Source organism: Streptomyces sp. NPDC044984 (assembly GCF_040646935.1).
In the GTDB taxonomy this organism is placed as follows: Bacteria; Actinomycetota; Actinomycetes; order Streptomycetales; family Streptomycetaceae; genus Streptomyces.
Genome location: NZ_JBEZBE010000020.1, coordinates 95,424 through 119,259, shown reverse-complemented (window position 1 = coordinate 119,259; position 23,836 = coordinate 95,424). Strand labels below are relative to the sequence as shown.

The following is a 23,836-nucleotide window of genomic DNA, read 5'->3' as shown; positions in this document are numbered from 1 at the left end:
AGGGGGGAGGGGTCAGGCGGTGGTGCGCCGGCGGCCGGCGAGTACGCCGTAGGCGACGCCCGCGGCGCCGACCACGATGCCGACGACGCCCAGGACGCGGGCGGTGGTGTCGCTGCCGCCGGAGTCGCCCCCGTCGTCGGAGGCGGAGGTCTCGGCGGAGGCGTTCTCGGCCGCCGCGGTGTCGCCGGAGGCCTGGTCGTCGGCCGCGGCACCGTGCGAGTGGCCGTCCTCGGAGGCCTCGGACAGGGTGAGCACGGGAGCGGGGTGCTCGGGTTCCTCCTGGCCCTTCTGCGGCACCTCGATCCAGCGGACGACCTCCTTGTTGGAGTACGTCTGCAGGGCCTTGAAGACGAGTTCGTCGGCGTCCTCGGGCAGCGTGCCGACGGAGACCGGGAACTTCTGGAAGAAGCCAGGCTCGATGCCGTCGCCCTCGGCGGTCCAGGTGACCTTGGAGACCGCCTCGTTGATCTTTTCGCCGTGCATCTCGAGCGGCTTGTCCAGCTTGGACTTGGTGACCTTGACGTCCCAGCCCTCGACCGGCTGCGGCATCACGGACGCCAGTGGACGGTCCGTGGGGAAGGTGATCTCGAGCTTGGTGGTCGAGGCGTTGTCCCGCTCGTTGGGGACCTTGAAGCCGACGACCGCGTAGCCGCCCTTCGCGGCTTCGCCCTCCGGCTGCACGCTGACGTGCGCGAAGCAGGGGGTGGACACGGCGAGGACGGCGGCGCCGGCGACGGCACCGGCGGCGGCGATACGGGAAGCCTTCATGGCAGAAGCACTCCGCTTCGGTTGGGGTTTCACTGACGGTGAGGGACGTGCCGCGTGTACGGCCGGACGGGCCTTTCGGGCAGGACGGCCGGGCGCACACGGGAAACGGCCGCACGCGCGTGCCGCACGCCGGCGCCCCTCTCCTCGGCCGAAGACCCGGAGTGGTGGTCGCCTCGCGTCAGGCGGCGAGGGCGAGTGCGGTGACGGAGGCCGGCGGGCCCCGGCGGATCACCGTGTGGTGCAGCCCGGCGGAACGGGGCGGGAGCGGGGCGAGCAGCGCGGTGCATGCCATGCGCGAGGCCCCTTCCGGTACTCCCGGGAGCCCTGCGCGCAGGGCACGCACCAGGGCGAGCGCCGCGCGGAGGGACCGTACGAGGGCGCCTTCGGCGACACCGTGCGCCGACAGTTCGGCCAGCCGCAGCAGGGCCAGGTCACCGCGGCGCAGCAGCCATCCCGCGGCCAGCGCCGCGAGGACGTGGCCGAGCAGCATCGGCAGTGACGGCAGCAGGGACGCCGGGGCGTCCGCGGCGGCCTCCGCGCGGGCGGCGGTTCCGGTGTGGTGGACCCGCGCCTCGATGAGGACGCGCTCGGCCTGCGCGGGACTGAGCCCCGCCGCGGCGGTCCCGCACAACAGCCGCGCGGCCCGCTCGATCAGCGCGGCGTCGGAGAGCGCGGACGACGGACCCGTGACGGGCGCGCCGTGCTGCCCCAGGCCGAACAGGGTGTGCAGGGCCGTCTGGCCGCACGCCAGCAGCACCGCGATCCCCGGCAGCGACCTGGCGCGTCCGGCGAGCGGCGCGGCGACCGCGAGGACCCCGAGGAAGCCCGCGCCCAGCGTCCACAGCGGTACGGCGGCGCAGGAGGCGAGCGTGTGGCCCGCCCCGGCCAGCACGACGCAGACCGCGGCGAACACCGCGGCCCGCAGGATCCGGAGTCCTCGTCCGGAGCGCGTCGTGCGCGGGTGGGGGGCAGACATGGCGCGCTCATCATCGCACCAGCCCACCGGTCGCCGTACGGCAGGTCCGCAAGATGAGGTACGACCGGAAGATCACGTCTGCCACGGCGCGCCCCACATACACCGATCGGCCGCACGGCACACCCGCCATATGGGCGGTGTCACGTCAACTCCACGCTTACGAGCGAGAACTCAGGGCAATAGGTAACGGTATGTCGAGCCGCAGCCAGGAGGCTGGAGCATGAGCATCTGGTGGTCACTCCATCTGCGGCGTGATGCCGCCAGTGTGCCGTTCGCCCGGCGCCTGCTGCTCGGCACGATGGAGACCGCGGGCGTCGACCCCGACATCTCCTACGACCTCTCCATCGCCCTCAGCGAGGCCTGCGCGAACGCGGTCGAGCACGGTGGGGTCACCGCGCGGGGTGACACCTCGGAGGCGTTCCGGGTGACGGCCTATCTCGACGGTGAGAAGTGCCGCATCGAGGTCGCCGACGCGGGCCCCGGCTTCCCCGGCGCGACCGGGGACCGCTCCCGCCCGCCGGCCCGTCCCGCGCCGTCCGACGCCGAGCACGGACGGGGCCTGTGTCTCATCCAGGAGCTCACCGATCACGTCCACATCGGCAACAAGCCGGGCCGGGGCGGCACGGTGGTGAGCTTCGACAAGGTCCTCAAGTGGAGGAAGGACGCGCTGCTGGTGGCGGTGTAGCGACAAGCGGGAGGGTCCTTCCCGGAATTCCGGGAAGGACCCTCGGCCGTTCCTGCGGGTGCCGCGCCCGTCAGCTCCCGGCGTTCGCCCGGCGTCGACGCCACCAGACGAGTGCGCCGCCGGTCGCCACCGCGGCGGCGGCGAGGCCGGCGATCAGGCCGACCGGGGTGTTGCTCCCGGTGTCGGCGAGGCCGCCGTCAGGGTCCTTCGGCCCGGGTGCGGGGGTGGCGGGAGGGGAGTCGCTGCCCGTCGGCTCCGGAGCCGACGGCGTCGGCGTCGGTGTCGGCTCCGGCTTCCCCGTACCGCTCGGTGTCGGGGTCGGTGTCGGTGTCGGTGTGGGGCTGCCGCCCTCGGAGTGCCCGGCGCTGTTGCCGCCGAACATCAGGTAGCCCTCCTTGTGCGGGTCGTCCGCGATGGTGTCGACCGCGAAGCCGACCGTGCGGGGCTTGTAGCGCTGCTCGGTGCGGAAGCGCAGCCCGTCCATGTTGCGCTTGGGCTGCTTGGAGAAGTCGACCCCGCCCACGGTGTACACGTAGACGTCCTCGCCGTTGGTCCACTCGTACTTGAAGGTGCCCTCGGTGAACGCCTTGTAGTACCGGTCCCAGACCTGCTTGCCGGTCCAGTCCTGATGGGGGGCGCGCAGCGGCCAGCGGCTCACGTCGTCGCTGTCGATGATCTCGCGGTACTCGGCGGGCATGTCGGCGGCGTTCTGCCGGACCCATTCGGCGGCGACGCGGGCGGTGTAGACGCGGCGCAGGTCGGCGTAGTAGTCGCCGTTGTTGACCTGCTCCTCGACCAGGGGGGTGATGTAGCGGTCGAGAACGCGGTCGGACTGCTGCTTCTCCGCCTCGGAGAGGTCACAGCCCTCACCGCCGGGCGGCTGCGTGGTGGTCTCCTGCGGCACCGTCGACAGCTTCAGCGGGGTGTCGAGGATGTGGATGCCGCCGTTCTGCTCGCGCACGACGGCGGTCTCCGGCTCGATCCAGTAGCGGAACCCGGCCCAGCAGGGGAAACCGTCGCGCTGAGGCAGCGCGTTCATGAAGTCGCGGCCCGCGTCGGTCTTGGGGTCCATCGCCTTGAAGATGTCGTGCTTCAGCTCGAGGTCGGCTTCCAGCAGCACCCGGCCGGCGTCGGTCCTGCCGAAATCGGCGTCGATGATGCGGTCGGGCTCGTCCGGGTTCAGGTTGACCCAGAACGTGGACGGGTCGAGGGCGAGCCAGGTGAAGAACGCGTCGGAGATCAGGTCGCCCTTCTCCCGGCCACCCCACCCGGCGGCGTACTCGTCGTCCACCGACCGGGCGGCGAACGCGTAGTCCAGGCCCTTGCCGTCCTCGTCCTTGCCGATGTAGCGCAGGTCGAGGGTGGTGAAGTCGATGCCCCCGAGGCCACGGTTCATCAGCGAGCGCTGTCCGGTCCTGCCCAGCCGGTCGAGCTGCTCCTTGAGCGTCTGCGGGTTCGGCGGGGACTGCCTGATCACCTCGTTCCCGGAGCCGCGGGACCCGGTGGAGGTGCCGTTGCCGGGCGACATCGTCGTGCTGTTCGCGCGGTACGGGCCGTTCTCGGTGCCCTTCGGCGGCACGCCCCTGTGGTGGGACTGGTAGTCGTAGGAGCGGACCCGGTCCCGGCCGAGCGCGTCCTTGCCCGCGGTCTCCTTCAGCTCCTTCATGAAGTTCTTCGCGTCGCGGGTCTGGTTCTCGGCGAACACGTAGGTGTACTTGTACGACCGCCATCCGCTGTTCTTGGCCCAGGCCCGGTCCGCGGGCTTCTCGCGGCCGTCGGGGCTGCCGTTGGACTTGACCTCGACGATCTCCCGGGTGCGCTTGTTGAAGGCGTCCAGGCGGCGCACGTGGCGTTCGCCGGTGTCGGGGTCCGTGAAGTAGAACTCCTTCTCGCAGATCCAGTCGGGACCCGTCAGGCCCATCTCCCGCACGACTTTGGCCATGAACGCCTTGCCGCGGGCGTCGAAGCCCTGGTTGGGGATGTAGACCTTCGTCAGGTAGTCGCTGAAGTTCGTCCACCGCTTCTGCGCGTTGAACCGGGCGTAGATGCGCCTGGGGTCGTCGTGGTCGTACTGCTTGTAGTCGGTGCCCGCGGCGTCCAGTTCGGCCCGGGTCGGGTCGAGGCCGTCGAACTGGAGGCCCGGGTTGGTGTAGTCGTAGGTGTCCCACCGGTCCACCGCGCGGGAGGCGTCCCCCTGCGGCAGCCGGCCGGTGGGCACGTCCTTGACCCCGTATGTCTCGTCACACCGCTTGCCGGGCTTCAGGCGCGGTGGCTTCGGCGCGGCCTCGGCGGTGTCGAGGGAGGGCAGTCCGGTGACGGCCATGACGGCGGCGCAGGCGAGCGCGATCACGCCTCGACCCAGCCCTCGCCACGGGCGTGTGCGTATGGGTGGTTTCACGTGTGTGCGTTTCCCGGGGAACCCGTAGGTCCGTGTGGTGCCCTGTGCGGTGCCGGGCCCCCGATGCTCATGTGGCGCCGCACAAGTCGCCGCCACACTAGGACCTCGGTTCACTGGAGTAACGGGGTTTCCGGAACTTGAGGTGTGTCAATTCCGTGCAGACGACTGATCGTTGATGACCGGTCGGAGGGCTAGGCTTGGCTTCTGTGAGCGATGAGGCCTGGGGCGGGGAAGACGAGCACGCGATCGCCGAGCGCATCGACAAGGCGCACGCCGACAACCCGCGCCTGACGGCGTGGCTGGCCGAGCAGCGGGACCGCTTCGACGAGTGGGAGCGGCGGCACGGCGGCGGCTGGGACTTCTCCGAACGCTCCCTCGACCGGCTCGAGGCCCTCGTCCGTGAACACTTCACCGGCGTGGACGACCTGCTGGCCCGCGAACACACGCCCCTGGCACAGGTGGCCTGCTGGTACCTCGGCGAGGTCCACAACCGGCACCGCGGCACCCAGTGGCGGATGGACCCCGACCCCGCCGTCACCCACCCGTGGTCCGAGCGCCCGTACGTGATCGTCCCGTTCGAGGAGATCGGACACCACCGGGACGAGGAAGGCATCGACTACGACGCCCGCCCCCGGCACGCCCCCCTGTCCAGCCTCATGAACATCCTGCGCGGTCCCGCCGGCCGCCCCGCCGGCCGCCCCGCTCCGTCGCTGCGCGCCGAGCTCGACGACTACGGACCGAACGCCTGACGGCCGGCTGCCGCAGCCGGCGGAGCGTACGGGCCGGGCCCCCGTTCCACGGACCGGGTCCCCGCTCCACGGACCGACCCGGTCCTTCGCCGGACGCCCCGCTCCGTCCGTTCCGTCGCGGCACGGCGAAGGCCGGGCACCCGCGCGTGCCCGGCCTCCTCCGTGCGATACGTCAGCCCTTCAGGCCCGCCATCCACGCCTCGACCTCGTCCGACCGCCGGGGCAGCCCCTCGGACAGGTTCCGGTTGCCGTCCGCGGTGACGAGGATGTCGTCCTCGATGCGGACGCCGATGCCCCGGTACTCCTCGGGCACGGTCAGGTCGTCGGCCTGGAAGTACAGGCCCGGCTCGACGGTGAGCACCATGCCGGGCTCCAGCGTGCCGTCGACGTACGTCTCGGTCCGCGCGGCGGCGCAGTCGTGGACGTCCATGCCGAGCATGTGACCGGTGCCGTGCAGTGTCCAGCGGCGCTGCAGGCCCAGCTCCAGCACCCGCTCCACCGGGCCCTCGACCAGGCCCCACTCGACGAGCCGCTCGGCCAGCACGCGCTGGGCGGCGTCGTGGAAGTCCCGGTACTTGGCGCCGGGCTTCACCGCCGCGATACCGGCCTCCTGGGCGTCGTACACGGCGTCGTAGATCTTCTTCTGCAGCTCGCTGTACGTGCCGTTGACCGGCAGCGTGCGCGTGACGTCGGCCGTGTAGTACGTGTGCGTCTCCACGCCCGCGTCGAGCAGCAGCAGGTCGCCGGAGCGGACCGGGCCGTCGTTGCGCACCCAGTGCAGCGTGCAGGCGTGCGGTCCGGCGGCGCAGATGGAGCCGTAGCCGACGTCGTTGCCCTCCACGCGGGCGCGCAGGAAGAACGTTCCCTCGATGTAGCGCTCGGACGTCGCCTCGGCCTTGTCGAGGACCTTCACGACGTCCTCGAAGCCGCGCACGGTGGAGTCGACGGCCTTCTGCAGCTCGCCGATCTCGAAGTCGTCCTTGACCAGCCGCATCTCGGAGAGGAAGACGCGCAGCTCCTCGTCGCGCTCGGCGGTGACCTTGTCGGTCAGCGCCGCCTCGATCCCGGCGTCGTACCCGCGCACCACCCGCACCGGCCCTGTGGCCTCGCGCAGCGCGCCGGCCAGCTCACGGACGTCGGAGGCGGGGATGCCGTACAGCTGCTCGGCCTCGGTGAGGGAGTGGCGGCGGCCGACCCACAGCTCGCCCTGCCCGTCCAGCCAGAACTCGCCGTTCTCGCGGTTGGAACGGGGCAGGAGGTAGATCGTCTCCTGGTGGCCGTCGGCCGTGGGCTCCAGGACGAGGACGCCGTCCTCCGTCTGGTTGCCGGTGAGGTAGGCGTACTCGACCGACGCGCGGAAGGAGTACTCCGTGTCGTTCGACCGCGTCTTCAGGTTGCCCGCGGGGACGACCAGGCGCTCACCCGGGAAACGGGCGGACAGCGCCGCGCGGCGGGCGGCTGCCTCGGCTGCCTGGGGGATCGGCCGCAGGTCGTGCAGCTCGGTGTCGGCCCAGCCGCTCTTCATGTTCTCGGCCAGCTCGTCGGACACGCCCGGGTACAGGCCGTTCTTGCGCTGCTTGACGGGCTCTTCCTCGGCGGTCTCCGGGGTCTCCGGCAGCTCCTCGGCCACGGTCATCCTCCTCGATACGGCACTGGACCACCCCCCATCGTACGGTCGGGCGGAAACGGCCGAACGGGGCACGGACCTGTGGCGGAGGGGGACGGGGAGGCTACTCGAACCGCACCGCCAGCAGCACCACGTCCTCCCCGGAGTCCGCCGTGTCCGAGCTCTCCGGCAGCACCGCGCGCAGGACGTGGTCGGCGACGGCACCGGGGTCGCGGCGCAGGGCCCTCGGCACGCTCGCCGCCGCCGCGTGCAGCCGCGCGAAGGCGCGGTCGGTCGGGTCGCCGGTGCGGTGCAGCAGCCCGTCGGTGTAGAGCAGCACCGTCTCCCCCGGCTCCGCCTGGACCTCCACGCTCGGCGCCTCCCAGCAGGCGAGCATGCCCAGGGGGGCGGAGACCGACGTCTCGACGAACTCCGTGCGGCGCTCGCCGAGCAGCAGCGGCGGACTGTGCCCGGCACCGGCCAGCGTGATCCGGCGCAGCGCGGGTTCGCAGTAGCCGAACAGGGCGGTGGCCGACCGGGCCGGTTCGGTGAGCCGGAGCAGCAGCTCCAGGTCGGACAGGACGGCGACCGGATCCTCGCCCTCCATCACGGCGTACGCGCGCAGCGACGCCCGTAGCCGGCCCATCGCCGCGACCGCGCCGGCCCCCGATCCGGTGACGGACCCGACGGAGAGACCGAGGGCCGCGTCCGGGAGCGGCAGCGCGTCGTACCAGTCGCCGCCCCCGCGCGGGGAGGTGCGGTGCCGCGCGGCGAGCCGGACACCGGGGACCCGGGGGAGACGGGAGGGCAGCAGTTCCTCGGCCATCGCGGTCATGCACGCGCGTGTGCGCTCGAGCTCGAGGAGCCGGGACAGGTGCTCGGCGGCGTGGCGGGCGTACAGGCCGATGAGGTGGCGCTGCCGCTCCGACGGCTCGGCGGGCTCGTCGTAGAGCCACACCGCGGCGCCCAGGCGCCCGGCGGCCCCGGTGGTGAGGGGGAGGGCGAAGCTGGCGGCGTAGCCGAGGCGGGCGGCGACCTCGCGGTGCCGGGGGTCGAGCCCCTTCTCGGCGAACAGGTCGGGTTCGGCGATGCCGTCGTCGGCGTCGGGCAGTCCGTCGAGGATCCTGCCGTACGGCAGTGAGCCGCGCGGCACCGTCTCCATGTGGCCGAGATCCGCGCGGCCCAGTCCCAGGCCGGTGGTGGTGGCCGGACCGGAGCCGTCGGCGGGTTCCAGGGCGACGAGCCCGCGCCGCGCGCCCACCAGGGCGGCTCCCGCGCGCAGCAGCTCCTGGAGCGCTTCGTCGAGCGTGCTCGCGCGGACCAGGCGTTCGGTGAGTTCGTGGAGGGTCGTGAGGTCGGAGACCCAGCCGGCGAGGCGGTCCTGGAGCAGCGCGCCCGGCGCGTTCCGGGGGTTTGCCGGGGAAGGCGGGGAGGTACCCGCAGTGACGGACGCGACAGTGTGTGCGGGTGAGGGAACCGGTGAATTGATTCCGGCCACTTTCGGAGGGTGCGGGGCGTTCATGGCGTCCGGCTTTCCGACCGGTACGTAATGCTCAAAAGCATTGCAAACCCCCATGTGATTCTGCGTCGCCGGCAGTGTCTCCACATGTACACGTACTCGTGAGGAGATGTCCAGCATTGTCCTGCTGGGATTGCTGGTGTCCGTGGGACTGGAGAGAACTTTCCGCAGACCCCTTGCTGAAATATGAAGTTGGCTTGAAACTGCCTCAGGGGAAGGCTTATTGCGGTCGACTGGCCTTGCTCGACGGAGCGTCACAACGGTCGTGATGGGTACGTACTCGGTGAAGGCCAGGGGCGGTGGGCAACCGCCCGGGAACCTGGCGACGGACCCGGGCGTCTTAACCACCGACGACCGTGCCCCATCCTCCCGTGGCGGAGGCGGAGAGAACCACGCGCGACGGCAAACGCCAGACTTCGCCACCCTCACGCCACACCCGTACTTCTGATAGACGCAGTACGGGTGGAACGGCCGCGGAGGCAGCCCATGCTCGGCCCATAGGGGTTCCCCCTGCCCGGTGCGGGGGTGTGATGCGCCCATAGGTACGCACAGTGAAGTGATCGACACATGACGTGATCTGGACCACGGTGTTGCCAGGCGTGCAACGGAAAGGAACGAGCGCTCATGCGCGAGATCCTCGGAAGGCGACGCAGGCTCCTGTCCCGGCGCGGCGACGGAGGGCCCGATCTGATCGGCGCGGCCCTGACCTTCGCCGCGGACTGGCAGTGGCCCGTACTCCCGGGCGTGGCGGCGGACCCGCAGAACCGGTCCCGCTGCGCCTGCCCCGACCCCGAGTGCACGGTGCCGGGTGCCCACCCGTTCGACCCCGGCCTCCTCGCCGCCACCACCGACGCGCGCATGGTGCGCTGGTGGTGGGGGAACCGGCCGACGGCTCCGGTCATCCTCGCCACCGGGGTGGGCAATGCCCCCTGCGCGGTGTCCCTGCCCGCCCTGCCGGCCGCGCGCGCCCTCGCCGCGCTCGACCGCCGGGGCATGCGGCTCGGCCCGGTCGTCGCCTCACCGGCCCGCTGGTCGATCCTGGTGAAGCCGTACTCCATGGAGCAGCTGGGCGAGCTGCTGTACGCCAAGGACTTCGTCCCCGGCTCCCTCCGCTTCCACGGCGGGGGCGGCTACCTCGCGCTGCCCCCGTCCGGGACCGCGCAGGGTGAGATCCGCTGGGAGCGCGCGCCGCTGCCCGGTTCGGCCGCGCCGTGGGTGCCCGATGTCGAGGCGGTGGTGGACGCCGTGGTCGACGCCCTCACCCGTGCGGGCGTGAGCGCGCCCGAAATGTAGCGGGTGCGCGCACGGCACCCCGGCCGGGGCGGGGTCTTCCCCGCCGGGCCGGGATGTCCGCTTGTCCCGTGGGCGCGGGCCCACTGCCGCCGTGCCACCGGCGAGGTATGGAATCGTGCCCGGCCGCATGCGGCCGGGCGACGGACGCGCCGCGCCGGGACGGGCCGTCACCGCGCGGGACGGCGGGCCGGCACGGCCGGTGCCGCAGAAGAACCGCAGCCGCTGAACTCCGGGAGCAACTCCCCGGTGGCGACTGGCAGTTGACGGCCGGCCGCGTTCCGTGAGCGGTGGCCGGCACGCAAAGACCCGGTTGCTGGCGACGGGGGATGCACCAGCAACCGGGCTATGGGAACGGTAACAAGAGATCGGCGGTTCGCAAATTCGATCTCGGCTTTTCCGGTCACCGACTGGCTTGGCCGTGCCGGGAGTTGCCCATGGGGCCAAGGGGCGCGACTGGACGGTTCCCACCGGCCGGGCGGCCGGCGGGAACCGGGGGTGTGGCCGCGTCTCAGCTCAGCGTGACCTGGCGGTTCGTCAGGCCGCCGCGCGCGCGGCGCTCGTCGGCGGTCAGCGGCGCGTCCGTGGCCAGCGCGGCGGCGAGCCGCTCGGCGAACTCGGCCGCCGGCTTCTCCACGTCCTCGGCACCGACCCCGCTGGGCAGGTCCCAGACCGGCACGGTGAGCCCGTGAGCGCGGAAGGAGCCCACGAGACGGGTGCCCTCACCGAGGGAGGAGCCGCCCGCCGCGTGCAGCCGTGCGAGAGCGTCCAGAAGTTGCTCCTCGGGATGCGGCATGACCCACCGCAGATGGTTCTTCTCGGGCGTCTCGCACCAGTACGCGGCGTCCACGCCCGACAGCTTGACCGTCGGGACGGCAGCGGCGTTGGCCCGCTCCAGGGAGGCGGTGACGTCCGGCGTGGCGTTCTCCGAGTCCGGGACCCAGAACTCGAACCCGCTGTGCACGACCGGCTCGAAAGCGCCCTCGGGGTCGAGCAGGTCCTGCAGCCGGGGGCCGTCGGCGGGGGCGCGCCGGGACTGCACCGGCGTGCCCGGGTCGGCGCCGAGCGCGCGCTGCAGGGTGTCGGCGAGGTCGCGGCTGATGTCACCGGAGGAGGTGTCGTTCTGCAGGCCGAGCAGGACCGAGCCGTCGTCGCGGCGCAGGGCGGGCCAGGCCATCGGCAGCACCGTGGCCAGTGTGACCGACGGGACGCCCTCGGGCAGGCCGTCCTTGAGCGTCAGCTCGACGGTGGCGGCCGGCACCAGCTCGCGCAGCGCCACCCAGTCGCACTCGCCCGGCAGGCCCTCGAACGGGCGGTGCACCAACTCGGTCACCGCGTGCGCGGCGGCACGGCCGTGGCAGGCCTTGTAACGGCGGCCGCTGCCGCACGGGCAGGGCTCGCGGGCGCCGACGACCGGGATCTGCCCGTCCGTGAGCTGCGGGCGCTTGGCCTTCGTCTGGGGTCGCTTCTTGGCCATCGTGGGTGTCTCCCGGTTACGGCTCGTCTCGTACGGGCGCGAGCCTAGCCTTTCACGCCACGGCCCACGGGAACCTGTGGACAACGTGCCGACCCGTGGCCACCGCGGGCGGACACGGGACCGGAGCGGTGCCGCTTCCACCGGCCTCGGTCGGGACCGCCCCTCGCCCGGGACCGCCCTCAGTCCAGGTCGTCGAAGACGTCCGCGAAGTCCAGCCCGGGTATGCGGGAGACCGCGGGAGCCGTCACCCGCGCGGCGAAGTCCTCGCGCCGGTGCCCGGCTCCGGCGTCCGGGTCGTACACGTCGTCGTGGACGACGACCCACACCGTGACCTCGCCCGGCACCTCGTCGCGTACGCCCCAGTCGTCGGCCAGCGCGGTGATGATGTTCAGCCCCCGGCCGCCGTGTGCCGTGACCGACGGGGTGGCCGGAGCCGGACGGGTCGGGCCACCACCGTCCGTGACCTCCACGACGAGCCGTCCGCACGGGTCCACCCGCCAGGCGGCGCGCACGTCCCCGTCGCCGGCCAGGGCGTCTCCGAGAGGCCGGCCGTGTTTGCACGCATTGCTCAGCAGTTCGGAAAGGATCAGTACGGCATCGTCGATGACCGGGTCCGCCACCCCGCCGTCGCGCAGCTGCGCGCGCATACGGCGCCTCGCCTTCCCCACGCCCGCAGGGCCATGGGGCACGGCCATGCTCGACGACGTGGGCACCTCCTGTGCCACCACCAACGCCACCCCCGAGACCTCCTTCGCCCCACGCCACGGTGTGGATGCCCCATGGGCCCGAACCGGAAACCGGCCGATCCGTGAGCGGTGACGCACTCCAAGCGATCGAACACGCACCGAACGCGCCGGAGCACTCCCCGTAGCCGTGTGGCTGGATTTCGTCGCTGTGGCCGAGATGTGAGGATGCGCCCGGGTCGGGCGCGGGGTCAAGGCCCGTGCGTGCTGCTTCTGGGGCCGGTGGGGCGGGTGGTTCGCCCCCCCGGTCAGCGGCCGAGCTGATCGAGCACCGCGCGGGGGCGGTTGGTGATGATGGCGTCCACGCCGAGACGCACACAGAGGTCCACGTCCTCCGGCTCGTTCACGGTCCACACGTGCACCTGGTGCCCGGACTGCTTCAGGCGCTCGATGTACGCGGGGTGGCTGCGCACGATGCGGATCGAGGGCCCCGCGATCCGCACGCCGGTGGGCAGCCTCCCGTCGCGCAGCCGCGGCGAGACGAACTGCGTCAGGTGGACCGTGGGCAGCGTCGGCGAGGCGGCGCGCACGCGGTGCAGCGACCGAGCGGAGAAACTCATCACGCGCACCGGGGAGTCCTCGGCGGCGGTGGGCGCGTCGAGGCCGAACCGCTTGAGCAGGAGCAGCAGCCGTTCCTCCACCTGTCCCGCCCACCGCGTGGGGTGCTTGGTCTCGATCGCCAGCTCGACCCGGCGCCCGGCGTCGGAGACCAGCTCCAGCAGTCGCTCCAGGGTGAGGACGGAGGTGGCCTCCCGGTCCTCCGGGCGGTGCTCCCAGTCGGGCTCCTCGGCGCGGGGGCTCCCGAAGGCGTCGCGGCCCTTCCAGGAGCCGAAGTCCAGGGCGGCCAGATCGGAGAGCTCGAGCGCCGACACCGCGCCGCGGCCGTTGGACGTACGGTTGACGCGACGGTCGTGAACGCACACGAGATGGCCGTCGGCGGTCAGGCGCACATCACATTCGAGCGCGTCCGCACCGTCCTCGATCGCTTTGCGATATGCGGCCAGGGTGTGCTCGGGGGCGTCCTCGGAGGCCCCGCGGTGCGCGACGACTTGGGTGAGGTGCTGCCGTGCGTGGGTCACCGCGTCATGGTGCCACCGTGCACGGGTAGGCGGGTGCCCGGAGTGGAGTGAACGGTGTCGCCGTTCGGTCGGAGGCATCGAGTGGCGCGCCTTACGTGAGTAATGCCCTATATAAAGAATGGCCCCGGACCCACAGGAACGGCTTATGGTGCCCTGACGGCCCGTGGGAAAGGCTGACGTCATACAAAGAGACATGCACAGCTGTATCGCGCCGGACTCGTGGACGGGCGTGAACGAGCGTGACCGAGTGCGACCGACAACAACAGCCGTGGATCGAGGAGAGAAAGCTGTGAGCACCGAGAACGAGGGCACCGCGGTACCCCCGGCCCCGTCCGCACCGCCGTCCGCGCCGGTGGATGCTCCCGCTGCTTCGGCGCACCAGGGGCACCCGGCCCCGGGAGCGGCTCCGGATCCGGCCCCGTACGCACCGCCGCAGGCACCCGCACAGAACGCGGACCAGGGATACGGCCCCGGACCTCAGGGCCCGACGGGCGAGACCGGCTGGGGCCCGCACGGCGCCCACGGAGGCCAGGACCCCACTGCTTCCCCCTCCGCCCCCGACGCCTCCTGGCCCCCGCCCCCTCCGCCGTCCACCCCGTCGTACGGCGACGGCGGTGCCGGGCACGGTTCGGGCGGCTGGGGCTCCCCCTCCCCGCAGCCGACGCCGAAGAACGGCGGCGGACGCGGCCGTATGCTCGCCGCGGTCCTGGTGGCCGCGCTGGTCGCGGGCGGTGCGGGCGGCGGTCTCGGCTACACGCTGGCCAAGGAGAACGACAGCAACGGCTCGACGACCGTCTCGGCGTCCACCAGCGGCGGCAACGTGAAGCGCGACCCGGGCACGGTCGCCGCCGTGGCCGCCAAGGCGCTGCCGAGCACGGTCACCATCGAGGCCGAGAGCAGCAGCGGCGAGGGCGGCACCGGCACCGGCTTCGTCTTCGACAAGCAGGGCCACATCGTCACCAACAACCACGTCGTGGCGGAGGCCGTCGACGACGGCAAGGTGACGGCGACCTTCCCGAACGGCAAGAAGTACGACGCCGAGGTGGTCGGTCACGCGCAGGGCTACGACGTCGCGGTCATCAAGCTGAACAGCGCTCCCTCGGACCTGAACCCCCTCCCCCTGGGCAACTCCGACGAGGTGGCCGTCGGCGACTCGACCATCGCCATCGGCGCGCCCTTCGGCCTGTCCAACACGGTGACCACGGGCATCATCAGCGCGAAGAACCGCCCGGTGGCCTCCAGCGACGGCAGCGGCAGCCAGGCCTCCTACATGAGCGCCCTGCAGACCGACGCGTCCATCAACCCGGGCAACTCCGGCGGCCCGCTGCTCGACGCGCAGGGCAACGTGATCGGCATCAACTCCGCGATCCAGTCCACCAGCAACGGCGGCTTCGGCACGGGGCAGGCCGGCTCGATCGGCCTGGGCTTCGCCATCCCGATCAACCAGGCCAAGTACGTCGCCCAGGAACTGATCAAGACGGGCAAGCCGGTGTACGCCAAGATCGGCGCGTCGGTCTCCCTGGAGGACACGACGGGCGGCGCGAAGATCACCGAGCAGGGCGCGGGCGGCTCCGAGCCCGTCGACCCCGGCGGCCCCGCCGACAAGGCCGGCCTGCAGCCCGGTGACGTCATCACCAAGCTCGACGACCGGGTCATCGACTCCGGCCCCACCCTGATCGGCGAGATCTGGACCCACAAGCCGGGCGACGAGGTCACGATCACCTACGAGCGCGACGGCAAGGAGCGCACCACGGAACTCACCCTGGGCTCCCGCGTGGGCGACAGCTGACCTCACTCCCGGACCCCGGACCCGTTACCCTTGTCCCCGCGCCGCCGATCACCGGCAGGCGCGGGGAGGCGTGCCCGAGCGGCCGAAGGGAACGGTCTTGAAAACCGTCGTGGCAGCGATGTCACCGTGGGTTCAAATCCCACCGCCTCCGCGCAGGTCGTAGACGTTGCAGGGTGGAAGGGGCGCTCCTCGTGGAGGGGCGCCCCTTCCGTCGTTCTCCGCGGGTGTGACGCGGTCCGTCGTACGGGTCGTCCGCGGGTCAGGAGCGCTCGCGTGCGGCCGGGTTGTTCAGGCAGAGGGCGATGTTGCGGACCGCGGCGGTGAGTTCCTCGATCACCCGGGCCGCCTGTTCGGCGTTGTGGAAGGACGGGCCGCCCGCCAGCGCCAGGTCCAGTTCCTGCGCGGACCGGAGGGCCGGTTCGAGGCCCTCGGCGGAGGGGGAGGCGGGCGCGGACGCCTCGGCCGCGGCGGCGGGCGCGCTCGTACCGGTCGCGGGGAGGGGGTCCGGCGCCGCCGGGTCCGTCGCGGGTGTGCTGGAGAGCGCGGGTGCCGGCCCGGGCACGGCCGTTGGCGCCGACGGACCGGGTGGCGGAGTGCCGGGCCCCGGGTCTCCCCGGCGTCCGTCGAACGGAGCGGGGAGGATGCCGAAGTCACCGGTCACGGAGGCGCATTCCTCCTCTCCCGGACGCGACGGCACGGACGGCACGGACGGTACGGGACGCGGCTCCTGGGAGGTCCGCCGGTCGTGCGGGGGGACGTCCGGCGCATGACGCGTCCGGGGGAGCACGAAGTGCTCGAAGCCCGGGAACGAGGGGGTGGCGGAGTGCGTGGAGGAGCGCGGGCTGTACTCGGCCTGCCACTGCATGCGGTAGCGGTCGACCTGGTCGGCGCAGGCGGTGCGGGCGTGGAAGACGGCCGTGTCCTCCCCCAGGTCCGGGTACCAGAGGTTCGGGCCCGGGAAGCGCACGGTCCGCACCCGCGGCCTGATCGGCTCGGCGCACCCCATGCAGCAGCCCTCCGGCACCATGAGCGGGATGCCGCCGTCCTGCTCCGGCCAGCGGGGGCCGCCCTCCCAGCGGTACTCCCCGTGGTGGCAGGGCGGCAGCTCGCCGCAGGCGCGGCAGACGGCATAGTGCTCGGGGAGGACCCGCCAGTCGTGGCTGGCGGGGGCGCACCAGTGCTTCGGCGTGGAGCGGGGCAGGTTCTCGTTGCGCAGCACCAGCACCACCGGGCGCTTGTAGAACTCGGCCCGCTCGGGGGCCGGTTTGACCGCCTGGTTGTTGGCCCGCCGCAGTTCGTTGGCGTGCCACCACAGTTCCACGTGGTCGCGCCACGCCTTCTCGTAGGAGTCCGGCCACCAGTCGTTCGGGTAGCCGTTGATCTCCAGGATCCGCCACCCCTGCCGGTCCAGTACCACGATGGAGCCGGCCCGCAGCCGCATGTGCGTTCCGTTGTCCCCCTCGTCCGGCCAGTCGTGACGGCCGATACGAGTGGGCTGGTCTGGGAGCCACCTGCGAACCTGCATGTCATGCTCCTCGGCAATGAAACTTCATAGTTTCAACTGGGGCAGTGAGCAACATTCTGAACAATCAGGACGTTTGGGGTGCTGTAGACACGCGCACGCTGCTGACAGCAGATGATCGAAAATGCCTTCCGCGGCATCGTTTTCTTTCGCGCGACCCCCTGTCACCAGGCCTTTTCACCTCTGGAGCCGCCACCGCACCCGCCCCCCGCGGAGCTCGGGACAGCGGCTTCGTACCCCGGCGCCAGGATCCGACACTCACCCGTACGTGTGATGGCGCTCAGGATGCCGCCACTCCGTACGTGTGCATCACCGCGCGAGGCCGTCACCCCGTGCGCCCGGGGTGGTCCGGAAGGCGGCGCTCAGAGCTCCTCGTCCTCGGCCAGCCGTTCCCAGGGAAGGTCCCGCAGCGAGGGCTCCGCGTCGCAGCCGGACGGTACGTGCGGGGAGGGCTGGAACCAGACGACGGTGAGGCGGGAGCGGTACAGGGAGCGGTCCCGGGCCGGGTCGAGCGCCTCGGACCGGAAGCTGCCGACGCACGTCACCGCGGGCAGCACCTCCACGGGGCCGAAGGCACCCGCGTACTGGTCGGGGTACTCGCGCGGGGGCGGGACCAGGTGGACCGGAGTGCCGGGGAAGGCGCGCTCGGCGGACCGGAGCAGCCAGTCGATCTTCCGGTCGTTGAGGGGCTTGCACGGATAGCCCTCCAGCAGCCCGCCGTACGTCGACGACATCCGCAGCTCGGAGAGGGCGACCGAACGGCCGGAATCGAGGAGGACGTGGGCGAGTGACATGGTCGGCACTTTAGTGCGGTGGTGCATCGAGGTCTTTCGGTTTTCGTGGGGGAGGGAGCACGGGCGGCGGGTGAGGGGCGGGGCGGTCAGGGCCGGTGCCCCGTCATCCGCGCCGCCGACGCGATCGTCGCGCGGGCTTCGCGTGCGGACAGGCCGGTGGTGAGGGCCGCATCGACCAGGGGGTCCACCAGGGCCGGGCCGATTCCGTCCTCGTAGGCGCGGCAGGCCGCCCAGAACAGGCGGGTGTTGCGCTGGCCCTCGTGCGCCGCGAGCACGAACTGGACGAGCCCCTGACCGTGCCCGCCGGCCGACGGGGGCGTCGGGTGGTGCGCGCGGGGCGGCGGGAGGAGCAGGCGCAGGAGGGCGGGCGGACAGGCCGCCGGGGCCAGGCGCGCGGTGCCCGGAGCGGTGGTGTACGGGCCGTGGTCGGTGCGGGAACCGGGGCCGACGAGATAACCGCCGGCGCCCCGGATGTCGATGCCGGGGGCCAGGCGGCCCGCGGAGTTGGGGACGACGACGTCCGGCGGACCGCTCAGCCACAGGTGGCGGCCGCCGCTCGGGGTCAGGACGATCACCGTGGCAGGGATCGTGAACAGATGGCGACGGGCCAGTTCGCGCAGGGCGGTGAACGGGTCCGTACCGGTCTTGGTGTCCAGGTCGACGCCGATGAGGTGGTGCGGGGGGAGCCCGCAGGCGATGCCGTAACCGGTGGCGCGGGGCGCGGCGGCGAACAGTTCGCGGATGCGGGCGGGGTCGGTGGAGGCGTCGTGGACACCGTGGCCGAAACGGCCGCACTCGCCGCGGCAGGGCGGACCCGCCGGCTCCGGGGTGTCGCGGTGCGGGGAGCGCAGGGCCGGGAGTTTCGTCCGGGACAGGGGGATGACGGCCAGTCCGCGTTCGGCGGCTGACAGGGCGTGCGCGAGGGCCAGCGTCGTGGCCTGCCGGTCGGTGGTGGCCATGCCTCTATTTTCGTACTTACGTTCGAAGAAGGGAAGGGGGCGGGGTGCGGCACGCCGGGGCGGGGGCGTCGGCGGGAGAAGTGGCGGAACGCTTCGTCCCTTGCGGGGAGCGGGGCGGGGCGTCCCTCCCGGAAGCGGGTGGGATTCAAGGGGCGCGCTGGGGTTTACCGCCGTGTCGTCACGCTTGCGTGCGAATGGCGGCGTCCGGGGTGGTTCGCCGGGGATTCCCTGGGCAACCCTGATCTCGCGACGTCGTGCACGGCACCGGGGCGGGGGGCCAACTTCCCTGGTGACAGCCGTACTTCACGCGCACGCGGTCCTGAGCCGGTGCGTCCTTGTTCTGGAGGGAACACAACATGGCAAGCATCCGTACCGCCCGTGTCATCGCCGCGGTCTCCGCCCTTCCGCTCGCGGCCGCCCTCTTCACCGGCGTCGCGGCGGCGGACAGCGGCGCCCTGGCGGACGACGGAGCGAACGCGACGGCCACGAGCTCCGAGGTCGACGCCCTCGGCACCGGTGTCGGCGGCGACAACTTCGGCAACTCGGCCACCTCGCAGCAGCAGGCCACCGGATACGGCGCCACGAACCAGAACAACACCGCCCAGGTCAACGGTTCCGCCTTCACGGCCGTCAACCAGGGCAACGACAACGTGGCCGTCAGCTTCAGCCCGCTGTGGTGAGGCCGGCGTCCTGACCGTGCGGGTGTGCTTCGTGGGGTGGTGCAAGGCGTCCGGGCGGCGGTGCTTCGGTACCGCCGCCCAGGCGTGTCCGGGACGTGTACGCCGGTGGCCCGGGGACGCGTACGCCGGTGGTCCGGGGACGCGTATGCCGGTGGTCCGGGGACGCGTGCGCGGTGGTCGACGCGTGCGCGGTGGTCAGGGACGTGTACGCCGACGGCCCGGGTACTCCGGGTCCCTCTCGGGGGCCGACCCGTAGTACCCCTCATCCGCTCGTCCACCTTCAGGAGGTGCAGCCGGCCACACCCCTACAACCTGAGGGGGACGCGCCTTCGGGACCTGCGGGCGATCCGCCGGACCGGCCCCGCTCATAGCGTTGAGCCATGACCACACCCGTCTGCACCAGCGCTTCGAAGGCCGCCACTCCAGCGACAGCGGCGCAGACCCTCCCGTACCCGTCGTTCTCGTCGTACATGAGGGCTCGCCAGCCGGTGCTCCTGCGTACCGCCCGGTCACTGACCGGGAACCCGAGCGACGCGGAGGACCTGCTGCAGACCGCGCTCACCAAGACGTACGTCGCCTGGGAGCGCATAGAGGACCACCGGGCGCTCGACGGCTATGTGCGCAGGGCGCTGCTGAACACGCGCACCTCGCAGTGGCGCAAGCGCAAGGTCGACGAGTTCGCCTGTGACGAGCTGCCCGAGCCCGATCCGGTGCCCGGCGGTGACGACCCGGCCGAGCACCAGGCGCTGCGCGACGCGATGTGGCGGGCGGTCATGCGGCTGCCCGCGCGGCAGCGGGCGATGGTCGTGCTGCGGTACTACGAGGACCTCAGCGAGGTCCAGACGGCCGAAGTGCTCGGCGTCTCGGTGGGCACGGTGAAGTCGGCCGTGTCGAGGGCGCTCGGCAAGCTCCGCGAGGACGCCGAACTGGGGCTCGTCCGCAGCTGAAGCGCACCGGGCCTCCGGCGCGGCGTGATCGATCATTCGCTCCCCTAGTGACATACCGCGCGGTATGTGCGCAGAATCAGCGCAACCCGTACCGCCGCGCAGGCAATGTCGCCCAGGAGGACGCCGTGCTGAGCACCATGCAGGACGTACCGCTGCTGATCTCGAGGATCCTGACCCACGGGTCGACGATCCACGGCACCTCACAGGTGACCACCTGGACCGGCGAGGGCGAACCGCACCGCCGTTCCTACGCGGAGATCGGCGCCCGGGCGGCCCAGCTGGCCCACGCCCTGCGCGACGACCTCGGCGTCACCGGCGACGACCGGGTCGCCACCCTCATGTGGAACAACGCCGAGCACGTCGAGGCGTACTTCGCGATCCCCTCCATGGGCGCCGTCCTCCACACCCTGAACCTCCGCCTCCCGGCCGAGCAGCTCGCGTGGATCGTCAACCACGCCGCCGACCGGGTGATCATCGTCAACGGTTCGCTGATTCCTCTCCTCGCGCCGCTGCTGCCGCACCTCAAGACCGTCGAGCACGTGGTCGTCTCCGGTCCCGGGGACCGCTCCGCACTGGCGGACGTCACCGCGCGGGTGCACGAGTACGAGGACCTGCTCGCCGGACAGCCCGTCGCCTACGACTGGCCGGAACTGGACGAGCGCGCCGCCGCAGCCATGTGCTACACCTCCGGCACCACCGGCGACCCCAAGGGCGTGATCTACAGCCACCGCTCCATCTACCTGCACTCCATGCAGGTGAACATGGCGCAGTCGATGGGCCTGACCGACCAGGACACCTCGCTGGTCGTGGTCCCGCAGTTCCACGTCAACGCCTGGGGCCTGCCGCACGCCACCTTCATGACCGGCGTCAACATGCTGATGCCGGACCGCTTCCTGCAGCCCGCCCCGCTCGCCGAGATGATCGAGGGCGAGAGGCCGACCCACGCCGCCGCCGTCCCCACCATCTGGCAGGGCCTGCTCGCCGAGCTGACCGCCAAGCCGCGTGACGTGTCCTCCCTCACCCAGGTCACCATCGGCGGCTCCGCCTGTCCGCCCTCCCTGATGGAGGCGTTCGACGAGCTGGGCATGCGGGTCTGCCACGCCTGGGGCATGACGGAGACCTCCCCGCTCGGCACCATCGCCCGCCCGCCGGCCCACGCCGTGGGCACCGAGGAGGAGTTCGCCTACCGGCTGACCCAGGGCCGCTTCCCGGCCGGCGTCGAGGCCCGCCTCACCGGCCCCGGCGGCGAACGCCTCCCCTGGGACGGCGAGTCGGCCGGTGAGCTGGAGGTGCGCGGCGCGTGGATCGCGGGCGCCTACTACAACGGCCCCGACGCCGAGCCCCTGCGCCCGGCCGACAAGTTCAGCGAGGACGGCTGGCTGAAGACCGGCGACGTGGGCACGATCTCCGCCGACGGTTTCCTCACCCTCACCGACCGGGCCAAGGACGTCATCAAGTCCGGTGGCGAGTGGATCTCCTCGGTCGAGCTGGAGAACGCGCTGATGGCCCATCCGGACGTCGCCGAGGCCGCCGTCGTCGCCGTCCCGGACGACAAGTGGGGCGAGCGTCCGCTGGCCACGGTCGTCCTCAAGGAGGGTTCCACCGCCGACTTCACCACCCTGCGGACCTTCCTCCAGGAGGAGGGCAGGATCGCCAAGTGGCAGCTCCCGGAGCGCTGGACGGTGATCGAGTCGGTGCCGAAGACCAGCGTCGGCAAGTTCGACAAGAAGGTGCTGCGCAGGCAGTACGCCGAGGGCGCGCTGGACGTCACCCGGATCTGACACCGGCGTACGCCGAGGGGGAGCCGGACGTCGTCCGGCTCTGACCGGCGTACGCCGTACGTGCCGCCGTGCGGTGAGGTGGGACACGAAGTTCCACCTCACCGCCCGGCTGCAGAGGTCACCGCCGTACCGCCGTGCTCCCCCAGCCCAGTGCCAGCCAGACCGCCGCCACCGCCGACACCCCGCCCCAGCCGAAGTGGGTGAAGGCGGGGCCCGCGAGGGCCGAGGCGGTGGCGCCGCCGGCGAAGCCGGAGACGACGTAGGCGGTGTTGGCGACGGCCGGGCTGGAGGTGGTGGTCAGGGCGAGGGTCTGGTTGGCGACGTGGGAGGCGACCAGGGCCGCGTGGATCGCGATCGCGGCGACGAACAGGGCCCAGACGACCTGCCCGCCCAGCCAGAACAGCGGCACGGAGACGGCCGCGAGCAGATACGCCCCCCGTACGACCCGGGCGGCGCCGAAACGGTCGACCAGCCCGCCCGCCAGCGGCGCCACCGCGCTCGCCGCGAGCCCGAAGAGGCCGAACAGCCCGGCGGTGGCGGTGGACATGCCGTAGGCCGGGCCCGTCAGCAGCAGGGCGAGCGAGGTCCACAGCGCGCTCCACGCGCCGAACATCCCCGCCTGGCGCACCGACGCGCGCCACAGGTCGGGCGAGCGGCGCAGCAGCCCGGGCAGTGCGGCGAGGCCGCCGAACAGCGAGCCGTCGCGGCGGCGCCGCCCGGACGGCAGGACGAGGGCGGTGGCGGTGCCCAGGGCGAGCGTGAGGACGGCCGCGCCCGCGAACACCCACCGCCAGCCGAAGGCCTGCCCGGCGAGTCCGCCGAGGACCCGGGCCGCGACGATGCCGGTGAACAGGCCGGCGATCACGGCCGCGACATGGCGGGCGCGGCGGGCGGCGGGGGCGCGCTCGGCGACCAGCGGGACGAGCAGCTGCGGCACCACGGTCCCGGCCGAGGCGACGAACACGGCGACCGCCAGCGCGCCGGTGCCCGGGGCGACGGCACTCGCGAGCAGGGCGGCGGTGGTGACCAGGGTGAGGGCGGTGACCAGCCGGCGCCGGTCGGCGGTGTCGCCGAGCGGGGCGAAGAAGAGCAGTCCGACGGCGTATCCGAGCTGGGCGACCGAGGCGATCCAGGCCACGGCCGACGGGGTGGAACCGAAGTCGCGGGCGATCAGGGAGAGCAGGGGCGCGGCGAGGTAGATGTTGGCGGCCGTGACCGCGGTGCAGACGGCGATGAGCGTGAGGAACGCGGCGGAGCCGCGGGACGGGCCCGGACCTGGACCCGTCCCGGGCGCGGTGAGCGGCGGCCTGCGGGGCTGCCGGCCGGTGGTGATGGCGCTGGGCACTGAGGACATGAGCGGGATACCCCTTCGAGCCTGCTCTAACAACTAACTGGTTGGTTGGCTATGGGGGGAACAGTCTGCGCCCCCTCCGGATTCCCTGTCAACCAAACAGTTGGTTACAAGTGGCGCTACCCTGTCCCCATGGCAGTCAGGGACCCCGAGGCCACCAAGGCCCGGATCTTCGAGGCGGCGGTCACCGAGTTCGCCCGCCACGGCATCGCCGGCGCCCGCATCGACCGCATCGCGGCCGAGGCGAAGGCCAACAAGCAGCTCATCTACGCCTACTTCGGCAACAAGGCGGAGCTGTTCGCGATCGTCCTCGAGCGGAAGATGCTGGACCTCGCCGAGTCCGTCCCCGTCGACCCGGACGACATCGAGGGCTGGGTCGACCGGCTGATGGACTACCACGCCGCCCACCCCGAACTGCTGCGCCTGCTCTTCTGGGAGGGCCTGGAGTACGGCACCGACGAGCTGCCCCACGAGGGCGAACGGCAGGAGCACTACGTCCGCAAGGTCGCCCTGCTCCGGGACGGCCAGGAGCGCGGAGCCGTCACCGACGCCATCCCGGCCGGCGACCTGCTGTTCCTGCTGACCGCGCTGGCCAACTGGACGGCCGTCGTCCCGCAGATGCGCCGCATCCTGGTCGGCGAGGAGGCCGACGACCGGGCCCGGCTGCGCGCGTCCGTGAAGGAGGCGGCCCGCCGCCTGGTCGCCCGCTGACGGCGGCGCGGG

General features: G+C 72.3%; 20 protein-coding genes and 1 tRNA gene. 9 read left to right on the top strand and 12 right to left on the bottom strand.

What is annotated here, in order from left to right; genetic code table 11:
- Nucleotides 1-12: 12 nt before the first annotated feature.
- The gene (locus tag AB0A94_RS22470) at nt 13-768 is read right to left on the bottom strand and encodes a YcnI family protein (RefSeq protein WP_361746843.1); all 756 of its coding nucleotides are present in this window, start codon (nt 766-768) and stop codon (nt 13-15) included.
- A 178-nt stretch (nt 769-946) separates the two neighbouring features.
- The gene (locus AB0A94_RS22465) at nt 947-1,744 is read right to left on the bottom strand and encodes a hypothetical protein (RefSeq protein ID WP_361746841.1); all 798 of its coding nucleotides are present in this window, start codon (nt 1,742-1,744) and stop codon (nt 947-949) included.
- A 220-nt stretch (nt 1,745-1,964) separates the two neighbouring features.
- On the opposite strand from AB0A94_RS22465, the gene AB0A94_RS22460 reads away from it, so the two are divergent.
- Complete coding sequence (locus AB0A94_RS22460; protein WP_361746839.1) at nt 1,965-2,429, top strand: ATP-binding protein; 465 nt, start codon at nt 1,965-1,967, stop codon at nt 2,427-2,429.
- 70 nt (nt 2,430-2,499) lie between these two features.
- Here AB0A94_RS22460 and AB0A94_RS22455 read toward each other — a convergent pair whose 3' ends face one another.
- Complete coding sequence (locus AB0A94_RS22455) at nt 2,500-4,779, bottom strand: LPXTG cell wall anchor domain-containing protein (RefSeq protein WP_361746837.1); 2,280 nt, start codon at nt 4,777-4,779, stop codon at nt 2,500-2,502.
- Nucleotides 4,780-5,033: 254 nt separating this feature from the next.
- Between AB0A94_RS22455 and AB0A94_RS22450 the strand changes: the two genes are divergently transcribed.
- Nucleotides 5,034-5,576, top strand: coding sequence for a hypothetical protein (locus AB0A94_RS22450; RefSeq protein ID WP_361746835.1), 543 nt, complete (start codon nt 5,034-5,036; stop codon nt 5,574-5,576).
- Between the two features lie 172 nt (nt 5,577-5,748).
- On the opposite strand, the gene AB0A94_RS22445 is transcribed toward AB0A94_RS22450, so the two are convergent.
- Together AB0A94_RS22445 and AB0A94_RS22440 are read right to left on the bottom strand one after the other, a co-directional pair.
- Complete coding sequence (locus AB0A94_RS22445; RefSeq protein ID WP_361746833.1) at nt 5,749-7,206, bottom strand: aminopeptidase P family protein; 1,458 nt, start codon at nt 7,204-7,206, stop codon at nt 5,749-5,751.
- A gap of 100 nt (nt 7,207-7,306) precedes the next feature.
- Nucleotides 7,307-8,821, bottom strand: coding sequence for a PP2C family protein-serine/threonine phosphatase (locus AB0A94_RS22440; RefSeq protein WP_361746831.1), 1,515 nt, complete (start codon nt 8,819-8,821; stop codon nt 7,307-7,309).
- 504 nt (nt 8,822-9,325) lie between these two features.
- Here AB0A94_RS22440 and AB0A94_RS22435 point away from each other — a divergent pair.
- A complete protein-coding gene (locus tag AB0A94_RS22435) occupies nt 9,326-9,994 on the top strand; it encodes a bifunctional DNA primase/polymerase (protein WP_361746829.1) in 669 nt (222 codons plus the stop codon).
- A gap of 508 nt (nt 9,995-10,502) precedes the next feature.
- On the opposite strand, the gene AB0A94_RS22430 is transcribed toward AB0A94_RS22435, so the two are convergent.
- The 3 genes from AB0A94_RS22430 to AB0A94_RS22420 form a co-directional block, all read right to left on the bottom strand.
- Nucleotides 10,503-11,468 (bottom strand): DUF5926 family protein, encoded by a 966-nt coding sequence (locus AB0A94_RS22430; protein ID WP_361746827.1) that lies wholly within the window; start codon nt 11,466-11,468, stop codon nt 10,503-10,505.
- Between the two features lie 179 nt (nt 11,469-11,647).
- Nucleotides 11,648-12,292, bottom strand: coding sequence for an ATP-binding protein (locus tag AB0A94_RS22425; protein WP_361746826.1), 645 nt, complete (start codon nt 12,290-12,292; stop codon nt 11,648-11,650).
- A gap of 167 nt (nt 12,293-12,459) precedes the next feature.
- A complete protein-coding gene (locus AB0A94_RS22420) occupies nt 12,460-13,290 on the bottom strand; it encodes a glycerophosphodiester phosphodiesterase (RefSeq protein WP_361746824.1) in 831 nt (276 codons plus the stop codon).
- Between the two features lie 289 nt (nt 13,291-13,579).
- On the opposite strand from AB0A94_RS22420, the gene AB0A94_RS22415 reads away from it, so the two are divergent.
- Both AB0A94_RS22415 and AB0A94_RS22410 read left to right on the top strand, forming a co-directional pair.
- The gene (locus tag AB0A94_RS22415) at nt 13,580-15,079 is read left to right on the top strand and encodes a trypsin-like peptidase domain-containing protein (RefSeq protein ID WP_361746822.1); all 1,500 of its coding nucleotides are present in this window, start codon (nt 13,580-13,582) and stop codon (nt 15,077-15,079) included.
- 64 nt (nt 15,080-15,143) lie between these two features.
- Nucleotides 15,144-15,230: transfer RNA gene (locus AB0A94_RS22410), tRNA-Ser, on the top strand.
- 108 nt (nt 15,231-15,338) lie between these two features.
- On the opposite strand, the gene AB0A94_RS22405 is transcribed toward AB0A94_RS22410, so the two are convergent.
- From AB0A94_RS22405 to AB0A94_RS22395, 3 genes are all read right to left on the bottom strand, one after another.
- On the bottom strand, nt 15,339-16,604 hold the full coding sequence (locus AB0A94_RS22405) for a hypothetical protein (protein ID WP_361746820.1): 1,266 nt from the start codon (nt 16,602-16,604) through the stop codon (nt 15,339-15,341).
- 359 nt (nt 16,605-16,963) lie between these two features.
- Complete coding sequence (locus AB0A94_RS22400; RefSeq protein ID WP_361746818.1) at nt 16,964-17,395, bottom strand: hypothetical protein; 432 nt, start codon at nt 17,393-17,395, stop codon at nt 16,964-16,966.
- An 86-nt stretch (nt 17,396-17,481) separates the two neighbouring features.
- Entirely contained in the window at nt 17,482-18,354 is an 873-nt protein-coding gene (locus AB0A94_RS22395; protein ID WP_361746816.1) for a bifunctional DNA primase/polymerase, read from the bottom strand.
- Nucleotides 18,355-18,710: 356 nt separating this feature from the next.
- Between AB0A94_RS22395 and AB0A94_RS22390 the strand changes: the two genes are divergently transcribed.
- The 3 genes from AB0A94_RS22390 to AB0A94_RS22380 all read left to right on the top strand — a co-directional run bounded on the left by AB0A94_RS22390 (nt 18,711) and on the right by AB0A94_RS22380 (nt 21,762).
- Nucleotides 18,711-19,034, top strand: coding sequence for a hypothetical protein (locus AB0A94_RS22390; protein WP_361746813.1), 324 nt, complete (start codon nt 18,711-18,713; stop codon nt 19,032-19,034).
- Nucleotides 19,035-19,414: 380 nt separating this feature from the next.
- Entirely contained in the window at nt 19,415-19,981 is a 567-nt protein-coding gene (locus tag AB0A94_RS22385) for a SigE family RNA polymerase sigma factor (RefSeq protein WP_361746811.1), read from the top strand.
- 137 nt (nt 19,982-20,118) lie between these two features.
- Entirely contained in the window at nt 20,119-21,762 is a 1,644-nt protein-coding gene (locus AB0A94_RS22380) for a long-chain fatty acid--CoA ligase (RefSeq protein WP_361746929.1), read from the top strand.
- Nucleotides 21,763-21,880: 118 nt separating this feature from the next.
- On the opposite strand, the gene AB0A94_RS22375 is transcribed toward AB0A94_RS22380, so the two are convergent.
- Nucleotides 21,881-23,116 carry an MFS transporter gene (locus AB0A94_RS22375; protein ID WP_361746809.1) on the bottom strand — a complete coding sequence of 412 codons (1,236 nt, stop codon included), beginning with the start codon at nt 23,114-23,116 and terminating at the stop codon, nt 21,881-21,883.
- A gap of 129 nt (nt 23,117-23,245) precedes the next feature.
- On the opposite strand from AB0A94_RS22375, the gene AB0A94_RS22370 reads away from it, so the two are divergent.
- A complete protein-coding gene (locus tag AB0A94_RS22370; protein WP_361746807.1) occupies nt 23,246-23,824 on the top strand; it encodes a TetR family transcriptional regulator in 579 nt (192 codons plus the stop codon).
- The last annotated feature ends 12 nt before the right edge of the window (nt 23,825-23,836 follow it).